Consider the following 21943-nt stretch of genomic DNA (forward strand, 5'->3'; position numbering starts at 1 on the left):
CGCGTATTGTCTTTTCTCTGTTGAGGAAAACATTGTGTTTAAATTAAATCCGGTGTTACTAAGCCTTGTGGCTGCGCAAGGCGTGATGTTCCCTGTGTTGCCGACAACGGCAGCGATATTAAAGCCTTATACGCCTGAAATTAATGACAATAAGGTTGGTGCTTACTGTTTATGTAATGGCAGCACGCAAACGCTGAGCGGATTGCCGCAGTTCGCGCCGGGTGAAAACGGTACGGGCAGCGTAACGATTGGTGAGTTGCGCAATATTGGGCGAATTATCAATGACAACGTGATTGGCGCGGCGCGGCTGCAAATCGGTGCGCAGAATTACGCTATTGGCATCCCCAATTACGAAGAAAATACCTACACCACCTATCAGGTATTTAATACTGCAGAACTGGTCGATTTACCTGCAGTAGGTCTGGATACCGTGGTGCCAGATTATTTTGATGTAAACGACAAACAATATATCAACGCGCGTGTCGCTTCCGTCAGTAATGGCACGCTGAATATCGATATTGGCAAGCATAACGCGGCGACGACTTCCTCCAGTAATAGCTGGTCGATGGCGGCGAAGCAAAGCCAGTTATTTACCGCCAGCAAAAAAGGCAATTTGAACTGGAATTCCAATAACCGTATCGCCTTCACCGCCGGCACCACGCCGTACGGTGGCGATCGCCTGGCTTACGATGTCGGCAACGTGGTGGAATACGCGGGTGTATTCACCGTCAATACACTGGATGGCGGCACTAACACGTTCAACGTCACTAATCTCAATGAACTGCGCAATTACAACGACTGGCTGATCGATCAGCTCTCCAACGCCAACCTCAGCACCGAAAGTTACAACACAGAATTCAATAAGGCCTACGCGCTGCGCGAAGGGCGCGTGGTGTATCGCATGAGCACCAACAACTTCGATGATGAAGTGGCGCTACCGATATTCGATCAGGTGGTGCTTAGCGCCGATGGTCCGAAGGCAACAGTGAAAATCAATCGCGGCAAAACGCTGGAAGTGGTGAACAGCAACAGCGCGGTGATGCGCGCCAGCAACGGGGCGAAGGCGATAGTCGATGGCAAACTTGCCAGCACCGGTTCTGGCCTCGAGTTGCTCAGCGGCGCGCGCGGCTTCAACAACGGCGTCATCAACGCCGGTTTTCTTAATAACGCCAATGGCAAAGGCGTCGATATCAGCACGGTTGGCGCGGGCGGCAGCGCGGTCGACGTCAGTTATGAAAGTCGCTTTATTAATCGTGGCGTGATCAACCTGCAACCCGGCGCGGGCTTCAGTACCGGCATCAATGCCTATAACAGCAAAGTGGTTAACCACGGCAACATCAACGTTGGCGTCAGCGATGTCAGCAGCGGCGGCACAGCAGCGGGCGTATTGCTGAGCAGCGACGGCAAAGGCGGTTTCGTTAACGCCAAAGATGGCACCATCTACATCGGGCGCACACCGCAAAATCGCAAAAATGATCCCACCGAAGATGTCGCCGTCAATCTAAGTGGCGGCGCCAGCGGCATCTATCAATTTCTTGATTCAAAAGCCGTGAATAATGGCCACATCGTGATTGGATCCAAAGTGCAAAACGCGGCAGGGATGAAGGTGGAGCTCGCGCCTCACGCGGTTACGCTGAACAATGGCGTCATCGACGTTAACGGCAAGGCGCAAGTTCAACCCGCCGAGAACGTTGGCATGTTGGTGCTGGATTCCGGCAGCCTTGGCAAGGTTGGCAATATCGGCACCATCAATGTCAACGGCTACAACAGCACTGGCCTAAAAGTCATCGCGCGCGATGGCAATGACTCCGTGGCATTTTCCAGCGGCGCGATCAACGTGCCTGGCGATGGCGATCGGTTTGTTAACTCCTTTAACACGGCGGTATGGGTGAAGGGCGATCCGGGCGGCACAGCTTACGCGAAACTGACCGGACCGATCCGGCTCGGCGGAAACTCGAATATTGGTATTCGTGCAGAAGGGCTTGCTGTGGTTGATGTCAGCGCTAATGCGGTGCCGCTATCCGTGCCTGATCCCAACGTGTATACCGCACGGCATATCAGTTTTTATACCCTTGGCCCCAACGCCAGAATCAACTTGCCCGCCAACGGCAGCTACAGCGCAACCGTGCCGTACGGCAATATTTTCCGTGTTGCAGATGGTGCAGATTTTGACGGCACCGGCCGCACGCTTTCCATGAACAACTCGTTCTCCACGGGCGTGTACGGCAGCGGTGAGTTCACCGACGTCAACACCAATGGCGCGACCTTCAACGTTGCCGGCAATTACGCGCGTGCTATTGAGATCAGTGATGGCGCGCACGCCACCATTGATGCGGCGACCCGCATCAGGCTGCTCAGCAACGGCGCGACCGGCGCGGTGGCGGATGGCAATAAATTCACCCTGACAGGCGACCCGATCAATCCGCAAACCCAGTTCAATCCGGACACGCTGCTGGTCAACCATGCGGCGCTCAGCGGCGTTGCTGACAATCAGCAGGCGCTGGTTGTCAGCAATCACGCCCAGTTGATCAATACCGGCGACATTACCTTAGGCGGTCAGAGCACCAACGGTATTTATGCGCAGAATGGTGCCTTTACCTTCAACCGTGGCGATGTCACCGTGACGCGCAGCAGCACCGGTCTGTATGCGTACGGCAATCCCGAGTACACCGATGGCGTAACGCCGACCGAGGTTATCAATATTGGTTTGCTCAATGTGTATAACCTGGATGCCGAGAGTTTCTCACCCAGCAGAGGATTGATCTCTTATCACGAGCTGGCGCGCTTCTATCAAAACGGCACCATCAATTTGTTTGGCTCAAACGCGCTGGCGGGCGCGGTGTTTGCCGGTGGACTACTTGATTTAGGTGATGGCAATCGCGTGGTGTTCCACGACAGGAACCAATACGGTTTTCGCGCCGCAGATCCCGGCACGCGTTTGATCAGCCACGGCGGCAGCGTTGATGTCAGCACTGAAAACTCCAGACTATACGAGATTGTCAACGGCGCGTGGCTGTATGCCGAAACGCCAGGCAATGTAACGCTCAGCGGGGAAAACAGCACTGGGATGGAGGTGAGCGGATACGACGCGATGGTTTCCCGCACCGACAATTACACCGTGACCGGCAAAAATGCCACCGTGATGCGCGTCAGCGGCAGCGCCGAGGGCGTGATCACCAGCGGCATTGCCCTGAATGGCGAAAACGGCACCGCGGCGGTGGTCGGCGGCGATGAGTCGGAAATCTACGCCGCCTCGCAAATCATCGGTAACGGCAGCAATAGCACCGCTTTTGATGTGAGCGGTGGCGCACGGTTGTTTAATCAGTATCAAGGCGTCGTCGATCTCACCGGACCAAACAGCACCGGCGCGCGCGTGCATGACGGCGGTAACTTCATTAACCGTGGCAGCATGCGTATCGCGTCGGGCATCGGTGTGGATGTCAGCAGCGGCTACGGCCAATACGTACCGGTGGACAGTTCCCTGCGCGTTGATGACGGCACCGCAGCGTTACGCGTTGGCAACGGCGGCTGGCTGAGAATCTACGGCGACGGGCAGGGCGCGAGCAATATTTATGCGATGGGCAAAGCCGATGGCTTGTTGCTGGATAATGGCGCGCAGGGCTTTGAAGCCAACGACATCATTCTCGGCGCTTATGGCAGCGGCAGCGTAATCAACAACCGCGCGGAAACCAGCAATATCTCGCTGGATAACGTGATGCTCGATGTGAGCGGCGGCAACGGCGTGCGTTCGGCGACCTCGTTTGATCCTAATGGTCGCGCGTTAATCAACGTCAGCGGTGGTGCTACCGGTTATCGCTTCGAAAATGCCGATGGCTCAACCACCAGCAACGATCTGGTGATCGGCAAGGATTACGCCATTCTGGTTTCCGGCCAGGGTACCGGCGTTCGCGCTAACACCAGCGGAAAAGTGATTTCGCAGGGCTCAATTGGCATTCGCGATTTCAACGGCGGTTCGGCGATTGTCACCAGCACCGCCAGCCAGGTGATCAATCAGGGTTCGATTGCCTCACTCAGCCGCGTCTCTCCGCTGATCGATTTGCGCGGTGGCGATACGGTATTTATCAACCAGGGCACCATCTCCGCGCCGTTCCCGGATCAGGTCGTCGTAGCCGGAGGCGCAGGCAATGATGTGATCGCGCTGCTCGATGGTGCGGTGGTCGGCGATGTGAATACCGGCAGCGGCAACGATGAACTGGTGGTGACCGGCGGCACGCTGAACGGCAGCCTGACGATGGGCAATGGTGCGGCGAATCAGGCGACGGTGCAGAGAGTCAGCCTGGCCGATACCCGTCACATCACCACCGAAAACGGCGCTGGCAGCACGCTCAATCTCAGCGAACTGACGGCGCGCGGCGGCTCGTTTACCCGCGATGATGTCAGCAAAGGCACCAACCTCGGCGCGGGCTGGAGCACGCTCAACTTCTTCGCCACCCAATGGACGCTAACCGACAACATCAAGCTAGCGCACAGCACCATCAATATCGACGCCGGCAGTACGCTGTTTGCCGGTGATAACGTCAATCCGCTGCTGCAAGGCGCGACCGATGATTCGCTGGTGGTAAATAACGCCGGTACGCTGGATCTCACTAACGGCGGCAACGCGGCGGCGAATGTTTTAACCATTGATGGCCAACTGGCATCGGCGGGCGGCAGCCTGAAACTCAACTCTACCGCCACGCAGAGCGACAACCTGCGCGTAAACGGCAATGTGTCGGGCACCACCTTGATCGACGATACGCTGATCGGCGGCCCGCAGCTGGATAGCAATCGCGATGGCGTGATTGCCGCCAGCGAAGGTGTGTCGCTGGCGCAGGTAACCGGCAGCGCCAGCGCAACCAGTTTTGCGCTCAAGAGCGGCTATGTGGCGTCCGGGCCGTGGCAATATGGTTTGGCCAGCTTCGCGCCGGGCAGTTCAACATCCGGTGCGTGGGATTATCGACTCGCTAACACCTTTGTCTGTGAAGACGGTTCGCTGTGCCAGCCACAAGCGGGCAGCAATCAGCGTGCCGCGCGGCTGGCCGTGACGCCGCAGGTGCCGTCCTACATCTCCGCGCCGGTGGGTTTGGCGTATTACTCGCTGGCGGTGACCGACGATCTGCATAAACGTCTTGGCGAACTGCGTCAGCAGCAAACCGCATCCGATGCCGTGGGCGGCGAGATGTTTATCCGCTATCTCGGCTCCAACCTGAAGTATCAAAGCAATCGCGGTTTGGCCGATTACGGCTATGACTTCGATCTGGATTACAGCGCGGTACAGCTGGGCGGCAACGTACTGCGCGCCGACGGCCCACAAGACAGCTTGCGCGGCGGCGTGGCCTACACGCGTGGCAACACGCGCATTCGTCCTCATGCAGCCGACGGTTACAGCTCCACCAGTTTCGACAGCGACAGCATTTCGCTGTACGGCACCTGGCTGCGCGACAGCGGATTCTACCTCGATGGCTCGCTGAGTTGGGGTTGGTATCGCGGTGAAACCGACATCGCCCGGCAGAAAGAGGTGGCAACACCGAAAGGCAAAGGCTGGACGGCGTCGGTGGAATCGGGCTATCCGTTCACCTTCGCCAACGGCGTGCGCCTTGAACCGCAGGCGCAAATCACCTGGCTGCAGATGAAGATGGACAGCTTCACCGATCAGGATCGCACGCGCGTGTCGTACAACGATTACGATCAAACCATCGGCCGACTCGGCGCACGCCTCGATCGCACCTGGCTGGATACCAGCCAGAACGCCTACACGCCGTACGTTCGCGCCAATTACTACAAAGGCTGGGGCGGCACCGCGAAAACCAAAATCGGTGCGGCGGATACTGAAGGCAGTCAAATCTTCGAAAGTGGCAAGTTTGGTCAGATGTGGGACGTTGGTTTAGGCGGCAGCGCCACGCTGAATAACGACGTTGCGCTGTATGCCGAAGCCGATTACCGCAAAGAGATCGACGGCAACGGCGCCAAAGGCTGGCGCTATAACGCGGGCGTGAGGTGGTCGTTTTAAAATTCAGCCTGTCCATCGCGCATGCTGGAGTGCGTCAATATAAGTGGTTTTCAACCCCTCAAAGATGAGGGGTTAGAGGTGATTTAATTTCCTGGCGACCAAAAACATTAGCCAGGCACTTGCTGCGTGCGCCGATCCTTCACCGTGACATACAAAAACGCCAGCACGAACAGCGCCGCGTAGATCACCACAATGGTTGGGCCCGGCGCGCTATCGAGGAAGAACGAGGCGTACACGCCGCTGAAACCTGTCACCACCGCAATGCCAATCGCCAGCAACATTACCTGCACGAAACGACGTGCCAGCAGCAAAGCGATAGCGCCAGGCGCGATCAGCATGGAAATCGACAGAATCACGCCCACCGATTTCAGCGCAGCGACGATGGTTAACGAGATTAAACACAACAAGCCGTAATGCATCAGTTTGCCGTTGATGCCGCAGGCGCGCGCCTGATTGGGATCGAATGCGTGCAGCAGTAAATCTCGCCATTTGATGCCAATCAACAGGCTAACAATCAGCGCGATAGCCGATGTCTGGATAATATCCGCCAGGCTGATGCCCAACATATCGCCGAACAAGATGTGGTCGAGATGCACTTCGGGCTGCAATTTCAGATACAGCACCAAACCGGCGCCAAACATGCCGGAGAAGACGATGCCCATTACCGTATCGGGTTTGATGCGGCTGTTCTCACTGATGTAGCCGGTAGCGACGGCGCACACCATGCCAGCGACAAACGCGCCGATGGCGTACGGCAAACCAATCAGCCAGGCGATCACCACGCCAGGAAATACCGCGTGGCTCATCGCATCACCGAGCAATGACCAACCTTTCAGCACCAGAAACGCCGACAGCATCGCGCACGGCAGCGACAGTACCAAGGTGGTGATCAGCGCCATGTTCATAAATTCGAACTGGAACGGACTCAACAATAATTCAGCCATTTACGCCGTCCTCCATGGTCTGACGCGCACGGCGTCGCGAAGCCAGTACGCCATGTTTTGGCGCGAAAACAAAGGCCACTAAAAAGACCAGCGTTTGCGCGACCACAATTACGCCGCCGGTCGCGCCATCGAGGAAGTAGCTGCTCCATGCGCCGAGGAAACTGGTGACGCTGCCGATGGTCACGGCGATCAGCAACAGGCGTGGAAAACGATCGGTCAACAGATAGGCGGTGGCGCCGGGCGTCACCACCAGACAAATCACCATAAACGCGCCGACGGTTTGCAGCGCAGCGACGGTGGACGCCGAGAGCAGGGCAAAGAACAGGATCTTCAGCCGCAGCGTATTCAAACCGAGCGAGCGCGCGTGGCTCTCGTCGAAGAAGGTCACCATCAGATCTTTCCACTTCAGCAGCAGAATGGTCAGGGTGATAAAGCCAATCGCGCCGAGCTGCCAGATATCGGCGGGCGCGACCGACAAAATATTGCCCAGCACGATGGTTTGAATATTCACCGACGTGGGATTGAGTGAAACCAAAAACAGGCCGATGCCGAAAAACGACGAGAAGATCAGGCCGATAATGGCATCTTCTTTTAAGCGTGTGCGCTGATTGAGAAACAGCATGCTGCCCGCCGCCAGCCCGCCGGAGAGAAACGCGCCGAGGGAAAAGGGCAGTCCGAGCATGTACGCGCCCGCCACGCCGGGCACAATTGAGTGCGACAGCGCATCACCGATCAGTGACCAGCCTTTCAGCATCAGGAAGCAGGAGAGAAAGGCGCAAATCGCGCCGACCAGCGCTGCGATCCACATCGCATTCAGCATGTATTGATAGCCAAACGGTTCAATAATCCACGACATGGTTCGCTCCCCGGTCAGGATTTTTGTCTTTCATCAGCTGCATTAACACCGCGTTACGCTCATGCAGCGCGCCATCAAAAGTCTGCGCCAGATTATCGGCGGTGAAGGTGTCATGCAGCAGGCCGCTCGCCAGCACGGTATTTTTTACCAGCACGCAGCGATCGCAGAAATCGGGGATGGCGTTGAGATCGTGAGTGGAAACCAGCATGGTGCGGCCTTCGTCGCGCAGCTCTTTTAGCAGGGCGATGATCGCGGCTTCGGTTTTGACGTCCACGCCGGTAAACGGCTCATCCAGCAGGATAATCTGACCACTTTGTGCCAGCGCGCGTGCCAGAAAAACGCGTTTTTTCTGCCCCCCCGACAGCTCGCCAATCTGCCGGTGGCGATAAGCGCTCATGCCCACGCGCTCCAGCGCTTGATCAACGCTGAGTTTATCGGCGGCACGCGGAATACGCAGCATGCCCATATAGCCGTAACGGCCCATCATCACCACATCTTCCACCAGCACCGGGAAGCTCCAGTCCACTTCCTCGGACTGCGGAACATAGGAAACGATGTTGTGTTTGAGGGCCTTATTGGCCGGTAAACCCGCTAGCGTTACCGCGCCCGAGGTGAGCGGCACAAATCCCATGATCGCTTTGAACAGTGTGGATTTGCCGGAGCCGTTAACGCCAATCAACGCGGTAATGCTGCCTGCGGGCACGCTGAAAGAGGCTTTACGCAGCGCCGTGTGGCCGTTGCGGTAGGTAACACCCACATTCTCGACGATTAATCCTGCGGCTGGGTTCATTTCTGACTTCCTTCTGTGATGCCTTTCACCACGGTTTCGGTGGTGACGCGCAGCAGATCCAGATAGGTCGGCACCGGGCCATCGCTGTTGCTCAGCGAATCGACGTACAACACGCCACCGTAATGAATGCCGGCTTCACGCGCCACTTGCTGAGCGGGTTTGGCAGAGATGGTGCTTTCACTAAAGATGGCAGGAATTTGATGATCGCGCACCGCATCGATCACCTTACGCACCTGCTGCGGGGTGCCTTGCTGATCGGCGTTAATCGGCCATAAATAGAGCTCTTTCAGACCGAAATCGCGCGCCAGATAAGAGAAGGCACCTTCACTGGTCACCAGCCAGCGTTTATCGGCGGGAAGCTTGTCGACAGCGGCACGCATCGGCGCGATGGTTTGCTGAATCTGCGCTTTGTAACGCTCGGCGTTGGCCTGATAAATTGCGGCATTGGCGGGATCGTATTTCTGCAGCGCGTTGCGGATGTTATCGACGTAGATCAGCGCGTTATCCGGCGACATCCACGCATGCGGATTCGGTTTACCGTTGTACGGACCTTCAGTAATGCCCATCGGCTCAATGCCTTGCGTTACGGTGACCTGCGGTACATCGTTAAGGCGCTGGTAAAACCGGCTGAACCACAGTTCCAGATTAAAGCCGTTTACCAAAATCAGATTGGCACCCTGCGCGCGACGAATATCGCCTGGCGTGGGTTGGTATTCGTGGATTTCTGCGCCGGTTTTGGTAATCGACGTCACATCCGCCGCATCGCCCGCGACGTTTTTCGCCATATCGGCGATCACCGTAAAGGTGGTGACCACTTTGAGTTTTTCAGCCGCTGACGCGGTAAATGCGCTGAGTGACAACAGGACGGCAATCGCAGGCAAAAGGCGTTGAGTGAACATGATCATCTCCAGAGTAATATAGCCAATGCTATAATATATAGCTGATGCTATCTATATGAGTCATTTTTGTTCACAACGCCAGTGTAAAGACAAAAATTTACGAAAGGGGCAAGTGTCATAAAGACGGAATTAAACAGCATTTCCCCTAAAACATTAAATATGGTTACATCAACAAAAAGCGGACAGGATTTAAGACGATGCGCATCAAAATCAATGCAGTAGCAGACAGTGAACGCTTTCCCGAATCCGTTGATGTGATTGTGATTGGCGGCGGCATCATTGGCACGTCAGTGAGTTACGAACTGGCAAAGCAGGGCGTTTCCGTGGCGCTGTTTGAGAAGGGCGTGATCGGCGGCGAGCAATCCGGCCGCAACTGGGGCTGGGTTCGCCAGCAAAACCGCGACCTGTACGAACTGCCGATGGCGATGCGCAGTTTGCAGCGCTGGGACGAGTTGAGCAGTGAAATTGGCCTCGATCTCGGCTTCTCGCGGCAGGGCATTACTTACGGCACGCAGAGTGAAAGCGATCTGGCGCGCTGGGAAGCGTGGGGCAAGCAGGCGCAGCAACTGGGTTTCGTCAGCCATTTGATGACCGCAAAAGAGACGCGCGAGCGCATCGGCAACAATGCGCCGTGGATTGGCGGCGTGTGGTCGCCCAGCGATGGTCGCGCAGAGCCGTCGCTGGCAGCGCCGGCGATGGCGACTGGCGCGAAAAATCTCGGCGCATCCATCCAGCAAAACTGCGCGGTGCGCGGCCTCGATGTATCTGGCGGACGCGTCACCGGCGTCTGGACCGAGCGCGGCCTGGTGAAAGCTAACCGTGTAATCTGCTGCGGCGGCGCGTGGAGTTCGCGCTTCTGCAAGCAATATGGCATCGAACTGCCGAGCGCCAATATTCTGGGCACCGCGTTCAAAACCACGGCGGCGCCTGAAGTGATCAAAGGCTGTCTCAGCACCGGCGGGTTGTGTATTCGCCGTCGTCAGGATGGCAGCTACACCGTGGCGCTCGCCGGACGCGGGCAGATTGATCTCGCGCCGCAAAATATCCGTTACGCCACCAGGTTCTATGCGATGTATCGCAGCAAGATCGCTAAGAAGCTCAAGGTGCGCATCAACGGCTCGTTTTTCAACGGCCCGGAAGCCGCCGGTTCGTGGTCCAATCAAAGCGAGTCGCCGTTCGAAAAGATCCGCACCCTCGATCCGGCAGCGGATAACGGCATTGTGCAGGAAGCGATGCAGGCGCTGGTGCAGCTCTATCCGGAGTTGAACGGCATTAAGGTGGATTACGCGTGGGGCGGGTGGATTGATACCACGCCGGATTTAGTGCCGGTGATTGATGAGATGACGAGAATACCGGGCTTGTTTATCGCCTCCGGCTTCAGTGGCCACGGTTTTGGTATTGGGCCAGGCGCAGGCTTGCTGTGCGCGCAGATGGTCAATAACAAACCGCTGTTCACTGATGTGAAGCCGTACAGCCTGGCGCGGTTCGCCAAAGGTCAGGCGATCCGTGAACCGCAGATGATGTGAGGGTGGGCCGGTGCGCGTTGTTGCACACCGGCCGAACATTACACATCCAACCGATGAATCACGTTCACAAACTCATGTACGCCGCTGTTAATTTCTCGCAGGCTGCGTGACAACACGCTGATTTTGTCCTGCTCGGTCACCACAAACTGCTTGACCTCATTAAGCTGCTGCTCCATTTGCGCAATCAGGCTGGCGTTGTGTTCCACCACTTGCGTGATCTGCTTCGTCGCGCTGGAGGTGGACGCCGCCAAACGTCGCACTTCGCCCGCCACCACGCTGAATCCGCGTCCTGCTTCACCGGCGCGCGCAGACTCAATTGCCGCATTCAGCGCCAGAATATTGGTTTGCGAGGCAATCAGGTTGATGGTCTCGACCACTTCGCTAATGCTTTTCGCCGAGGCGTTGAGCTCGCCCCCGATCGCCGTTGCTGCATTAACCTGCAGCGCCACCAACCCTGAATTGCGGATGGTTTCGTCCAGCACCTCGTTGGCGTTGTCGGTAATTTGTGACGTTTCTTCTGAGGTCGTCAGCGCGATGTCGGCCACGCGCTTGGCGGCTTCCACGCGCGCGGTGATATCTGAGGCGATTTTGATCACCTTGTACACCTTGCCATCGGCGTCATAAACCGGGTTGTAGCTGGCCTCAAGCCAGATGCGTTCGCCGCCGGCGGTTTTGCGTTCGAAGCGGCCGACAAAGTGCTGGCCTTTGGCCATTTTGCGCCAGAAGTCGGGATTTTCACTATAGAAATTATCGAAGCAGAACATGCGATGATGCTGCCCTACAACCGCAGCCAGCTCATATCCCATGTGCTTAAGGAAGTTATTGTTGGCCGTGAGGATTTGTCCGTCCGGCGTGAACTCAATCACCGCCATGGAGAGATCCAGCGCGGTGATCACCGCTTCTTTATGCTCCAGCTCCTGATGACGTTCTGTGATATCCGATGCCACCTTGATCACTTTGTAAACCTGGCCTTTGTCATCGCTCACCGGGAAGTAGGTGGCGCTGAGATAGAAACGCTGACCTAGCTTATTGAAGCGCTCAAAAATGCCGGTCACCGATTCGCCAGACGCCAGCGTTTGCCAGAAGGCGAGATAGCGCGAGGATTGGCTGTGTTGTGGGCTGCAGAAGAGGCGGTGATGCTTCCCCTGAATCTCATTTAACTGGTAGCCGGTGGTGGCAAGGAAGAGGTGATTGGCGGTGAGAATCTCGCCGTTAGGCGTAAATTCAATCCATGCCACATGCTGTTTGATCGCATTGATATCTTTAGCCACATCGCCACTTTTATAAAACGGCAAAGAAAGACTCGACTTTTTCACACCAAACATGGGAAGCCTCAGGTGATTATTGTGCTGTTGAACGTAATGCGTGCAGTGCAAAATTGGTCACGCTCAACATGCGTCACCTGAGCTGCCCGCAGATTCCCCTTCGCCGTACACTTAAGTGTCTCTGTGCGCCGCAGCGCCGCACGGGGTATGTAATTAACCTACCTGATGTTTTCGAAATGTACCGTTCAGAGCGTACTCGCACTCCGCAACACTAGTTATCGGCGGCCTTATTTAAAGGTTTAATTTAAATGCATGTAAAAGGGCTGTTAATAAACTTAAGTTTATTTGCCGCTGCAAACTGGCATAACGCCCCCTTCCTGACTAAATAGTTAAACGTCCTTGATATTTTCTTAACGCATTCCTGATGCGATGTTGCGGGTTCGCTTGATGCGCGGACCTTACCTTTTGCCGGTCAGACGCTGCATCTCTGGCCCATCACGGAGTTGATGATGAACAACCACAAATCTGCGCTTTCTGCCGTCGCCATCGCCACACTCACTGCGTTGTTGACGCCCGCACCTGCGCTGGCATGGGACAGGCTGACCGTGTTTGGCGATAGCTTGAGTGATAGCGGCAATGTGGGCCGCTTTACCTTCGACGGTGCACAACATCCTTTATATGATGAAATTCTTGCCGCGCATTTGGGGGAGGATTTACAGCGCTCAACGTTAGGCGGCAGCAATTATGCGCAGGGTGGCGCGGTATCGGTACCCAAGCTCGATCCTGATTTAAACACCCAGGATCAGCTGGCGGGTTATCTCGCTTCAACCGGCGGTCGCGCGGATAGCAACGGTTTGTATATTCACTGGGTCGGTGCCAATGACATCGCCGTTGCCGTCACCAATCCCTTAACCGCCAGTGAAACCATCAGCAACAGCGCCAATCAATCGGTTGCGCAAATTAAAACCCTGCTGGATGCCGGCGCAGGCGCAGTGATTGTGCCCACCGTGCCGCAGCTCGGCTCAACGCCCTATATGATTCAAACCGTGCTGCGCGTGCTGGGAAGTGAAGCCACACCAGCGATGGTGGCGGCGTTTCAGTCACTGGATGGCGTGACCACGCCAGATAAAGCCGCGCGACAGCAAGCGGTGCAGGATGCCTTCACGCAAGCGGCAGGCGAAGTTTCGTCGGTTCCAGCGGTGCGTGACGCACTAGCGCAACAGCTTTATAACGCATGGCAGGAGCTGAGCGAGCAGGTCACGGCGCTCTCCGACGGTTATAACCAGCAGGAAGAAGCGGGGCTGGCGACCTTGAATGGCAATATTGTGCGCGTGGATATCGCCGGGCTGTTCGATGAAGTGATCGCCAATCCAACCCAATATGGCTTAACCAACACCATCGGCATCGCTTGTCCGATTGGCACCTCAGCGGATGAGTGTCAATCCAGCACGCCGGGCTTCTCCACGGCGCAGGATTATCTGTTTGCCGATCGTCTGCACCCGAGCCCAGCGGTGCACGCGATGATTGCCGATTACATCCAGTCGATTCTGGATGCGCCAGCGCAGGTGGCGGCGTTATCACAATCGCCACTGATGATGGCGCGGGATACGCAAAACACGCTGGATGGACATTTGCAGCAGCAGCGTCAACAGCCCGCCAGCGCCGGAAAGTTCACGGTATTTGGCGGCTATGCCGGGCAACATGTCGATTATCAGGGCGACAGCTGGAGCGACGGAAATGCCAACACCACCAACTTAACGCTGGGTATCGGCTATCAGATCACCGACAACTGGCAAACGGGTGTGCTGTTCTCCAACACCAATCAGCGCCAGGAACCTTCGTCGAACTACGACTACAAACTACGCGGCAATCTGGTGGCGCTTTACAGCCAGCTGACGGTGTTCGATCAGGGCTGGATTAACGCCGATCTGCATTATGCCGATCTCGATTTCGACAGCATCGAGCGTGATATCCACATCGGCCCGGCCAAACGTACCGAGCAGGGTAGCACCAGCGGTAAATTGCTCGGCATGCGCGTGCAGACTGGCTGGACGCTGCCAATTACTGATAATCTCAGCACCGGGCCGGTCGCCAGTTACGCGCTGGATTACGGTCGCGTCGGCGGCTACAGCGAGAACAGTGATAGCAGCACCGCGATGCGCTACTCCGATCAAACCACCCATTCACAGATTGGCTCAGTGGGTTGGCGCATCGACAGCAAACAGTGGGTGGTTAATCCCTGGGCACAGGTGAGCTACAACCATCAGTTTGGCGATACCGATTCCACGGTGCGTGCCGGATTGAAATCGACGCGTACTTCGTTTGAACGCAGCGTTGAGGCGCGCGATAAAAACTGGCTGGATCTGTCGCTAGGTGCCAACGTGCCGCTCGGCGAAACCGTGAATGCGTTTGCCGGGGTTTCAACCGTCGGTGGGAATAGCGATTACCATCAGGTGACCTGGAATGTCGGTGTGAACGCCACGTTCTAAGCATGCAGGCCAGTAACTGTTAGTTGCTGGCCTGTTAATTTATAACGATCACAAATGCTTTCTCTGCTTAGCAATCAACCTTGTAATTCCGCGTAACCTCTCCTGTTTCGTGCCATGTAAATAAAGAAGTTGTCTGCGATTAATCTGTAAATCGCCTCGCTGCCGCTACGCTTTTTTCCATTAATCATATTGTTGTCTGGCCATGCAAAAATCACATAAGTCAAATGCCCCAGTTAGAGTGGTACGCATCAACACATTAATTTTCAGTTACTTATACTCGATGGTGCAGTTACTTTCTCTTAATAATTAAGGGGTACACCATGGCGAATGCGTCCAGCAATACGAATACCACACCACAAAATACTGTCACGGCGGCGGCACCGGTTATTCAGGTCATAGATATCGAACAGCTTAAAGCCACCGAACCCACCACCGGCGGTGAACTCGCTACGGTGCTGGAGTATAAGCGCGGAACAAAAGCTGGCGGCGGCGTATTTGTTTATGACGCAACAGATACCACATCGCCAGACGATGGTGGGTTGGTGATTGTGACAGCGGGAAAGAAACGCTGGAAAAGGGTGATACTGGATTATAACTCGGTCACCGTGCTGGATTTTGGCGCGGTGCCTGACGGGAAAACCGACTGCATCGAGGCGGTAAAACGTATGTTTAACTGGTCGCAGCGCGTGTTGCCATCAGCAGGGATACGTTTTACTGCGGGCGAATTTAGTATGTCGACGTTTGATATCTCAGATAAAGAAATTAACCGTTTTAAGGTGACCGGTGCGGCAGTCAATTTCGGTTATTTCCCAACAACGACGTTGTTTTTTGACTGGGATACCATACCTCGCGGTCAGCATTTCTTTAAAGTGCAGGCACGCTATGCCGAAATTTCTGGGCTGGTTGTGAAAGGCATGAGTTCGGACAGCGGTGGTGATGGCGGCACGGCGTTCAATAATGTCGGTTTCTATGCCAACACCATTATCGGCGGCCAGTTCTTGCGCGTCAGCAGTATGGAATTCCGCTATTTGGGCGGACGTGCGCTTGATCTTATCGATACGCTGGATTGTAAAATCGACCAGTTCTATTCCCGTGGTTGTCAGGACAGCATTGTTTATGCTCGTTGGTCCGATCGCCAACAAGGCGCGTGGGATCACTCTACGGCAATTGAGCTGTCGAATTTTAACTTACAAGGCAGCACGAAGAAGCCAGTATTGGATCTTCCGCGCTGTACGCAATCCTTTATTCGCAACGGCTGGATTGAACACTCCGAATTCGCCGGTGATCTCTCCAATGGCCAGTGGGTGATTGAGGGATTAGCCATTGAATCCACCGATAACCCATTAAAACTGGGTTATTGCCGCGCCACTATTATTCAAAAAAGTATTCATAACCAAAGTGCCGGATTCGATTACAGTACCGAAGGTATTGAGGCGTGGACGCTTATCGGTGAAGGCGATCGTGGCGTACTGGAGATGTCGGATTGGGGAATCGTTGCGCAAGGTTCATTGAGCTATGACTATATCTCCTCGCAGTATCACATGGATAATCAGGGGAAGGAGGCTGAACAGTGGTTTTATGTCGGGGAATTCGCCTTCTCTAATGCCAACTCGCAAATACATGTGCGAATTATTGGCACCGCACAATTCCTCTCACAAAGTGAAACCCAAACTGACTTTAGTAGCCGTACGCCGGAAGGCGTGGCAAATATCTATCTGCAGGCAAGAAATGGTGCAGATTCTATTGGCAGCTGGTACGGCGAGGGTTCCAGTCCGGTGACCAAAGTGCATATTTCGGGTAATGGTGCCCGAACCAAACTCTATGTGAAAATTGCGGGCTTTACCGCCTATTCCATTGCGCTAGTCGATACCAATGGCAAAGACCGATACCAGGCTGGAAATTGCTTTATTTTCCGTAAAAGCTTCACGGCCTGTAGCGCCGAAGAGAGCACCAGACTGAATGCGGAGAAAGTTGTTGCCTTTGAACAGCACTGGATTGGTAATAAACAAGTTGGCTTTGGGTACAACGACAATAAAGAGTTGTTATTGCATGGTCCGGTGTTCGAAAAGAGCGTGCAAAATCCCGATGGATCATGGAGAACGCGTCGTTTCTTAAAAGTTCGAGTCAATGGAACGGAGCGCAGTATTGAATTGCACAGTGCTACCGATCCCTATTAATTTTATCGAGCCAGCAATCGAGGTTGCTGGCTCGACAATAATAAAATCTACGTGGTTAATTCACGCCAGGGATATGCACATCCGGCAACTTATCGCGTACTTCCCAGCCGCGCAATTTGCCGGGATTTAATAAATTGTGGGGATCACAGGCGCGTTTCATCGCCACCACATCAGCACGCACCATGCCCTGTTTGCCATCTTCAATATGAATCACATGTGGATTATTAATTTTCACGCCATTCGTGCGGTAAGTAGCCATAATCGCGTTGAGGCGATCTTCGTCCTGATAACGCACCAACGGTAAACCGCTACAGGTAATGCTGCCGTTCATATCGCGTAAGAATTCAATGTGCGACATCACCTCATCGGATAATTGCGCTTCCAGCGTTAACGCCTGCTGCAAATAGTTATCCGTCGTGTAAGCAGTTTGCAGGTAAGTTAGCGTCTTATCGATTTTCAGCGCCTGCAGCGTGGTGTGATTCCAGCAATATTCAATCAGCGAATGCCCGCTATTTTCCCCTGCGGCAAAATGCAGCGCATTGCGGCCCGCATGCTGGCTCAGCAGCGCAGGTAACAGCCCGTCGCTTTCGCTGCCCACCACGGAAATCACCCCATGTTTGCCCGCCACATCGGCATCGGCCAGATCGCTGAAGTAATCAAGCATCGGCGCGGCGAACACGGCGATTTGGCGCTTCACCATGCCCGGCGAACGGGCCAGCGCATCGGCAAAGGCCATCGCCGTAGGGAAGTCGTTGAAAGTGTCGAGACGTTCGATCCAGTCGTGACGCGGTGCCAGCGCCAGTTCAATCTCCAGCACGATGCCATTGCTGCCGTACGCGTGATGCAGCAGCAGCGCATCCGGCGCTTGCAGGGTGATAATGCGCGGCGTCTCTTCCATGGTCATCAGGCGCACCGACAACACATTGCCTGGCGCGGCCAGCGGACCGTAATTAATCGAACCTACGCCGCCAAATCCGCCGCCAAACAGGCCGCCGAGCGTCGCCAGTTTCCAGGTGGAGGGCATGCAGCGCAGCTCCCAGCCGAGTGGGCGGGTATGCGCTTCGAGGTCGCCAAGGCGAATACCCGCCTGCGCACGCACCGTGCCGTTACCGACAGCCGTGACGGCGTTGAGGCGCGTCATATCAACCATCACGCCACCGTGCAGCGGAATCAACTGACCGTAATTACCGGTGCCGCCGCCGCGCAAATTGAGCGGCACGCGCTGTTTAGTGCAAGCCGCGACGATGAGCGCCAGCTCCTGTTCATCACGCGGACGTACCGCCAGTTCGGCAAACTTCGCTTCCAGCTGCGGTTTCAAGACCGGGCTGAACCAGTGGAAATCGCGCGACAGACGTTTGACCTTCGGCGCTTCTTTGATCCAGTCGAGTTCAGGCAACGCCGCGACCAGCGCCGCCAGTGCAGACTGGCGATCGGAATCAGACATGTTTATTTCCTGTGTGAAAAGGGTTAGTGCGCCGCTACGGCGCATGCGTGTTTCTTAACTGGGGCTCAATTCACTCTCATGCCATGCCGCCAGCACGCGGCGCGTTAGCCACGACATCAGCGCGAACAGCAGGAAGCCTGCCAGTGAAATCAGCAGCAGCGCGGCAAACATCAGCGGGATATTGAGCTGATAACCGGCCTGCAAAATCTGGTACGCCAGCCCGGTATCGGTGCCGCCGGTGCCAGCGACAAACTCTGCCACCACCGCGCCAATCAGCGACAAGCCGCTGGAGATGCGCAGCGCGCCGAAGAAGTACGGCAGCGCCGAAGGAATACGCAGGCGCAGCAGAATCTGCATGCGTGACGCATGATTAAGGCGGAAATAGCTCAGCAATCCTGGCGACACGCTACGCAGACCTTGCGTGGTATTGGAAATTATTGGAAACACCGCCATTAAGGTGGCGCACACCACCAGCGATAGCGTGGTGTCTTTCACCCAGATGATGATCAGCGGCGCGATAGCGACAATCGGCGTCACCTGCAAGAACACGATGTAGGGAAAAAGGGCGGTCTCAATAAAACGATTTTGCACCAGTAGAAACGCCACAATCGAACCAATCACAATCGCCACCGCAAAGGAGATAACGGTGATTTTCAGGGTGTAGAGCAATGACATAAACAGCGTCGGGAAGTTCTGCACCAGACTTTGCGCCACCACTAGCGGCGACGGCACCAGAAACACCGGCACCTTGAAGGTGGTGACCAGAAACTGCCACAGCAGCAGCATGGCGACCGCGACGATGGCGGGGAACAGCCACTGCTGAAATTGTCGATGGGACGCTAAGGGTTTCATCATTGACTCTCCTTGCTCGCCGCCAGCAGGCCGCGTTGCAACTGTTGCGCATAATGCGTGAAATCCTGGCTGACGCGAAACTCATCGTCGCGCGGCAACGTGGTTTCAATGCGGATGTCATCTACCACGCGTCCGGGGCGCGCCGCCATCATAATCACCCGCTGCGACAGAAACACCGCTTCCTGAATTGAGTGGGTGACAAACACCACCGTCAGCTTCTGCTCTTGCCACAAATCCAGCAGATCGCTGTCCAGCTTGTTGCGGGTGATCTCGTCCAGCGCGCCAAACGGCTCATCCATCAGCAGCACCTTCGGGCGCGTGACCAGACCGCGCGCTATCGACACGCGCATCTGCATGCCGCCGGAAAGCTCGCGCGGCAATACGTGACCAAACTGGCCGAGACCGACCAGCTCGAGGATTTCGCGCACGCGGGTGTCCGCTTCGGCACGCGGCACGCCCGCCAAATCGAGCGGCAGACACACGTTTTTGTGCACGTTGCTCCACGGCATCAGCGTCGCTTCCTGAAACACAAACGACAGCGGCAGATCGCGCTGATTTTCGCGCCGATCGCGACGAAACAGCATTAACTTGCCATCGGTGGGCTCAATCAGCCCGGCGATCATTTTCAGCAAGGTGCTTTTGCCGCAGCCGGACGGGCCGAGCAGCGAGACAAATTCGCCCTGACGAATGGTGAGATCGACCGGCAGCAGTGCGCGCGTACCGTTGGGATAAATTTTTTCCGCTGAAAGCACCTCAATCGCCGGTGGCGCCGCAGAACGCGGCACCGCTTGCGCATCGGGATGCAGCAGCGTTAGATGGCTGGCGCTATTCATGGCAGAACCTTGACGTCTTGGATAAATTTCAGCGTGTAGCTGCCGTCAAACGGCACTTTGGCCGCATCGATCAGCTTGGTATCGACCAGCAGCTGCCAGGTTTGCTTGAGGCGCGCTTCGGTCATGATGCCGATGCCACCGGTTTGCGCATCGCCGCCGGTCAGCATCTGGTATTTCTTCATCTGCGCGATGCCGAAAGCGATCTGTTCATCGCTCATCTGCGGGTTCTCTTTCTTGATCAGCACGTTGCCAGCGGCAGGATCTTGCAGATAGTTTTTCCAGCCCTGCATCGACGCTTTCACAAACGCCGCCACCGCAGCCGGCCGTTTCTCAATGGTCGATTTCATGCACACGATGCTGTTGCCGTACGGCGGATAACCCCAATCGCTGATTGGGTAAACATTGGCCTGCGCATTGGCTTTTTGCACCGCAAACGGTTCGGAGGTGATATAGCCTTGCTGCACCAGATTTTTATCGGCGAGGAACGGCTGAATGCTGAAGGTGTAAGGTCGCACGCGGGCATTTTTCAGCTTCAGCGCGCTCTGCGCCCACGGCCAATATGAGGTGTAGGCTTCCGCCGCCAGCAGGAAGGTTTTGCCCTGCAAATCGGCCTGGTTTTTCACATCCGGATGGGTGAGAAAGGCAATCGCCGAGTGCTGGAAGGTGGTGGCAACCGGCATCGCCTGCACGCCTTGCTGCCAGATTTCCAGCGCCTGCATGTTATCGCTGATGATGCAGTCGGCCTGACCGGCCGCCATCAGCTGCATGGTATGCACCTGCGGACCGCCCATCTTGATGGTGACGTCGAGGCCGGCATCGCGATACAGATTCTGCGCCTGCGCCTGATAGAAGCCGCCGTGTTCGGCCTGCGCATACCAGTTGGTCATAAAGGTGAATTTCTCCGCCGCCATGCTCGGGGCCGAGAGTGCCAGCGCAAGCGCGGCAATAGTGCTCAATGTTTTTTTCATCGTTATTCCCTAGCGAGGTGTTAAAAAGGCGGCTGCGTCGTGGTGATCTAATACTTTGCCTTGCCACTGGCCGGTGCCCCACGCCGGTTCGGCGCGGGTTACCCATGTCATCTGGTGCACTTCGGTAATCACCTGCGCCCAGCTTTCTGCCAGCGAATCGAGGATGGCTGCACCTTGCTCGAGCGTGGAGGGCAAAGGATCGCCAATCACGCCGCTCGGGCCGAAATCGTAGGAGGCCCACGCCGCCATCGGTTTGTTGGTCGAAAGCGTCGGGCAGGGGAATGCCGGCGGATAATTAGCCACCGCTTTCTCCATCTGCACGGTATCGGGCGCCAGCGCCAGCATCAGCGCGGTTTCGGCATGTCCCGCGTGCATCGCCATCTGCCGCTCTTTGTCGTCCATAAAGCTTTCCGCGCAGTTCGGCACTTTGAAGGTGTCTTGCATGATGATGATCATGTCGCCGTGGCGCAGACGCAGTTCGCGCGCCGCCATCTGCAACGGCTGCGGCTGGCCGCCGTGGCCGTTAACCATCAGGAACTTGCGGAAACCGGCGCGATAGAGTGATTCGCCAATCTCCAGAATGGTGTGCAGCAAGGTTTCGCCGGTCAGCGTTAGCGTGCCGGGAAAATGCAGATGCTCATCCGATTTGCCATAGGTGATCGGCGGAATGGCGTAAGCCGGGATTTCCGCCGGTAAGCGCGCCAGCGCATGGCCGACCACGCCGGAGGCGATCACGCTATCCACCGCGCACGGCAAATGCGGGCCGTGCTGCTCAATCGCGCCGGTCGGCAACACGATCACGGTGTTGGCTTTATTTTCCAGCGTGGCGATGTCGGTCCAGCTCAGGTACGGCAAAAAGCGGTTTGCCGGAATATAACCATGAAACATTT

Annotated in this window: 14 protein-coding genes; 4 read left to right on the forward strand and 10 right to left on the reverse strand. The window is 56.0% G+C overall.

The annotated features are described in order from the left end of the window. Positions 1-34 precede the first annotated feature (34 nt). Positions 35-6010 carry an autotransporter outer membrane beta-barrel domain-containing protein gene (locus PZBJ_RS04725; protein WP_101761429.1) on the forward strand — a complete coding sequence of 1992 codons (5976 nt, stop codon included), beginning with the start codon at positions 35-37 and terminating at the stop codon, positions 6008-6010. 107 nt (positions 6011-6117) lie between these two features. On the opposite strand, the gene PZBJ_RS04730 is transcribed toward PZBJ_RS04725, so the two are convergent. The 4 genes from PZBJ_RS04730 to PZBJ_RS04745 are packed head-to-tail and all read right to left on the reverse strand — an operon-like array spanning position 6118 to position 9499. Beyond that, a complete protein-coding gene (locus PZBJ_RS04730) occupies positions 6118-6954 on the reverse strand; it encodes a metal ABC transporter permease (protein WP_101761430.1) in 837 nt (278 codons plus the stop codon). Next, a complete protein-coding gene (sitC, locus tag PZBJ_RS04735) occupies positions 6947-7810 on the reverse strand; it encodes an iron/manganese ABC transporter permease subunit SitC (protein ID WP_101761431.1) in 864 nt (287 codons plus the stop codon). The genes PZBJ_RS04730 and sitC overlap by 8 nt, the downstream gene beginning before the upstream one ends. After that, positions 7794-8600: a manganese/iron ABC transporter ATP-binding protein gene (locus tag PZBJ_RS04740; protein ID WP_101761432.1), complete on the reverse strand. Its 807-nt coding sequence runs from the start codon at positions 8598-8600 to the stop codon at positions 7794-7796. The genes sitC and PZBJ_RS04740 overlap by 17 nt, the downstream gene beginning before the upstream one ends. Further along, positions 8597-9499: a metal ABC transporter substrate-binding protein gene (locus PZBJ_RS04745; RefSeq protein WP_101761433.1), complete on the reverse strand. Its 903-nt coding sequence runs from the start codon at positions 9497-9499 to the stop codon at positions 8597-8599. Before PZBJ_RS04745 ends, PZBJ_RS04740 begins: the two co-directional genes overlap by 4 nt. A 197-nt stretch (positions 9500-9696) precedes the next feature. Between PZBJ_RS04745 and PZBJ_RS04750 the strand changes: the two genes are divergently transcribed. Beyond that, positions 9697-11025, forward strand: a complete 1329-nt coding sequence (locus PZBJ_RS04750; protein WP_101761434.1) for an NAD(P)/FAD-dependent oxidoreductase — start codon at positions 9697-9699, stop codon at positions 11023-11025. A gap of 38 nt (positions 11026-11063) precedes the next feature. Here PZBJ_RS04750 and PZBJ_RS04755 read toward each other — a convergent pair whose 3' ends face one another. Further along, complete coding sequence (locus tag PZBJ_RS04755; protein ID WP_101761435.1) at positions 11064-12350, reverse strand: methyl-accepting chemotaxis protein; 1287 nt, start codon at positions 12348-12350, stop codon at positions 11064-11066. A gap of 449 nt (positions 12351-12799) precedes the next feature. Between PZBJ_RS04755 and PZBJ_RS04760 the strand changes: the two genes are divergently transcribed. After that, the gene (locus tag PZBJ_RS04760; protein WP_101761436.1) at positions 12800-14779 is read left to right on the forward strand and encodes an autotransporter outer membrane beta-barrel domain-containing protein; all 1980 of its coding nucleotides are present in this window, start codon (positions 12800-12802) and stop codon (positions 14777-14779) included. Between the two features lie 320 nt (positions 14780-15099). Further along, complete coding sequence (locus tag PZBJ_RS04765) at positions 15100-16956, forward strand: putative phage tail protein (RefSeq protein WP_101761437.1); 1857 nt, start codon at positions 15100-15102, stop codon at positions 16954-16956. 55 nt (positions 16957-17011) lie between these two features. Here PZBJ_RS04765 and PZBJ_RS04770 read toward each other — a convergent pair whose 3' ends face one another. From PZBJ_RS04770 to PZBJ_RS04790, 5 genes are read right to left on the reverse strand one after another with little or no spacing between them, the layout of a single operon-like run. Further along, positions 17012-18400 (reverse strand): FAD-binding oxidoreductase, encoded by a 1389-nt coding sequence (locus PZBJ_RS04770; protein WP_101761438.1) that lies wholly within the window; start codon positions 18398-18400, stop codon positions 17012-17014. Positions 18401-18454: 54 nt separating this feature from the next. After that, positions 18455-19255 (reverse strand): ABC transporter permease, encoded by an 801-nt coding sequence (locus PZBJ_RS04775; protein ID WP_101761439.1) that lies wholly within the window; start codon positions 19253-19255, stop codon positions 18455-18457. After that, entirely contained in the window at positions 19252-20085 is an 834-nt protein-coding gene (locus PZBJ_RS04780; RefSeq protein WP_101761440.1) for an ABC transporter ATP-binding protein, read from the reverse strand. Before PZBJ_RS04780 ends, PZBJ_RS04775 begins: the two co-directional genes overlap by 4 nt. After that, the gene (locus PZBJ_RS04785) at positions 20082-21053 is read right to left on the reverse strand and encodes an ABC transporter substrate-binding protein (RefSeq protein ID WP_101761441.1); all 972 of its coding nucleotides are present in this window, start codon (positions 21051-21053) and stop codon (positions 20082-20084) included. Before PZBJ_RS04785 ends, PZBJ_RS04780 begins: the two co-directional genes overlap by 4 nt. Before the next feature lie 9 nt (positions 21054-21062). Further along, positions 21063-21941: a creatininase family protein gene (locus tag PZBJ_RS04790; RefSeq protein ID WP_101761442.1), complete on the reverse strand. Its 879-nt coding sequence runs from the start codon at positions 21939-21941 to the stop codon at positions 21063-21065. Between the last annotated feature and the right edge of the window lie 2 nt (positions 21942-21943).

This window comes from Pantoea endophytica (assembly GCF_002858935.1).
In the GTDB taxonomy this organism is placed as follows: Bacteria; Pseudomonadota; Gammaproteobacteria; order Enterobacterales; family Enterobacteriaceae; genus Pantoea; species Pantoea leporis.

Excerpts from the sequence above, each read along its gene's own strand:
- PZBJ_RS04730 (WP_101761430.1), bottom strand. The coding sequence starts at position 6,954 with ATGGCTGAATTATTGTTGAGTCCGTTCCAGTTCGAATTTATGAACATG.
- sitC (WP_101761431.1), bottom strand. The coding sequence starts at position 7,810 with ATGTCGTGGATTATTGAACCGTTTGGCTATCAATACATGCTGAATGCG.
- PZBJ_RS04740 (WP_101761432.1), bottom strand. The coding sequence starts at position 8,600 with ATGAACCCAGCCGCAGGATTAATCGTCGAGAATGTGGGTGTTACCTAC.
- PZBJ_RS04745 (WP_101761433.1), bottom strand. The coding sequence starts at position 9,499 with ATGTTCACTCAACGCCTTTTGCCTGCGATTGCCGTCCTGTTGTCACTC.
- PZBJ_RS04750 (WP_101761434.1), top strand. The coding sequence starts at position 9,697 with ATGCGCATCAAAATCAATGCAGTAGCAGACAGTGAACGCTTTCCCGAA.
- PZBJ_RS04755 (WP_101761435.1), bottom strand. The coding sequence starts at position 12,350 with ATGTTTGGTGTGAAAAAGTCGAGTCTTTCTTTGCCGTTTTATAAAAGT.
- PZBJ_RS04760 (WP_101761436.1), top strand. The coding sequence starts at position 12,800 with ATGAACAACCACAAATCTGCGCTTTCTGCCGTCGCCATCGCCACACTC.
- PZBJ_RS04765 (WP_101761437.1), top strand. The coding sequence starts at position 15,100 with ATGGCGAATGCGTCCAGCAATACGAATACCACACCACAAAATACTGTC.
- PZBJ_RS04770 (WP_101761438.1), bottom strand. The coding sequence starts at position 18,400 with ATGTCTGATTCCGATCGCCAGTCTGCACTGGCGGCGCTGGTCGCGGCG.
- PZBJ_RS04775 (WP_101761439.1), bottom strand. The coding sequence starts at position 19,255 with ATGATGAAACCCTTAGCGTCCCATCGACAATTTCAGCAGTGGCTGTTC.
- PZBJ_RS04780 (WP_101761440.1), bottom strand. The coding sequence starts at position 20,085 with ATGAATAGCGCCAGCCATCTAACGCTGCTGCATCCCGATGCGCAAGCG.
- PZBJ_RS04785 (WP_101761441.1), bottom strand. The coding sequence starts at position 21,053 with ATGAAAAAAACATTGAGCACTATTGCCGCGCTTGCGCTGGCACTCTCG.
- PZBJ_RS04790 (WP_101761442.1), bottom strand. The coding sequence starts at position 21,941 with ATGTTTCATGGTTATATTCCGGCAAACCGCTTTTTGCCGTACCTGAGC.